1 protein-coding gene is annotated in these 1,126 nt (G+C 40.1%); it reads left to right on the plus strand.

Features of this window, described 5'->3' with window-relative positions; all coding sequences use genetic code 11:
• Positions 1–293 precede the first annotated feature (293 nt).
• Positions 294–1,126: endo-1,4-beta-xylanase (locus Q8M88_RS17180; RefSeq protein ID WP_305598373.1), on the plus strand; the 833-nt coding region annotated here is incomplete at its 3' end.

Below are 1,126 nucleotides of genomic sequence, written 5' to 3' on the forward strand. Positions count from 1 at the left end.
CGCAACTATTTCAGAATGATCCGCTGATTTCTGTTCAGCTTCAGCTTCGGGCAGGAGTTTACCTGGCTAAAATTTCAGGAGCTAAAGAAATACAAACCCTGAAACTTATTTTTAGGTAATTCAATTTTTTTTGAAAGCTAAAAAGCTTCCATTTCCTGAAAACTATTAAAATCGTCAACGTAATGACTAAATTACTAGTAAATTCGTCAATTCAGGAAATTCTGGATAAGAACGAATAGCTAAATTTGATCTGTATATTCTAAACCGAATTACAAAACCGAACCAACCAAACTATGAAAACCTTTCAGAAACAATCACTTGCAATACTATTTGCAGTCTTGGGTACATTTTATTTCTCCGGAACTACTGCACAAACGGTTAGTAAAAGTGAAACTGAACAGCAAATGCTGAAAAAGGCCGACGAAAATATTGAAAAATTCAGGAAAGGAAATGCTGAAATTCAATTTAAAGACAAAGACGGCAGACCCATTCAGAATGTGAAGGTTGAGCTTGTTCAGAAAAGCCACGATTTCCTGTTCGGCTGCATCATTTTCGATTTGGTGAACGACAAAAACACCTATCAGCCTGAACTTTTCAAAGAACGGTTCAAGAAATTGTTTAACCTTGCTGTTTTCCCGTTTTACTGGTCTGCCTACGAAAATCAGCAGGGAAAACCCCAATGGACCAAAATGACTTCAACGCTTGAATGGTGCAAATTGAACGGAATTACCACCAAAGGGCATCCGCTGGTTTGGGCTTGTCATTCGGGAGCGCCCAAATGGCTGAAAGATTACGATGCTGATGCGGCAACCGATTTGTTAAAGGCAAGGGTGATCAACACAGTGGCTGGCTTTAAAGGACAAATAAACCTCTGGGATGTGGTCAATGAGCCTGTGAATGTCCGAAGCTGGAACAATAAACTTAAAAATTTTGACAGTGAAAACGATTGGGATGTCCAGGATTCGATTTCTGAAATAGCTGATTATGTCGAAAAATCACTGCGCTGGGCTCATTCAGCAAACCCGGAAGCCACCTTGCTGATCAACGAATACAATTCAATTCCCAAAGTTTCAGTCAGGAGCCGTTATGCCCGGCTGTTGAAAGAACTCCAAAAACGGAATGCACC

The sequence above is a fragment of the Phenylobacterium sp. genome, assembly GCF_030693805.1.
Taxonomy (GTDB): domain Bacteria; phylum Pseudomonadota; class Alphaproteobacteria; order Caulobacterales; family Caulobacteraceae; genus Phenylobacterium.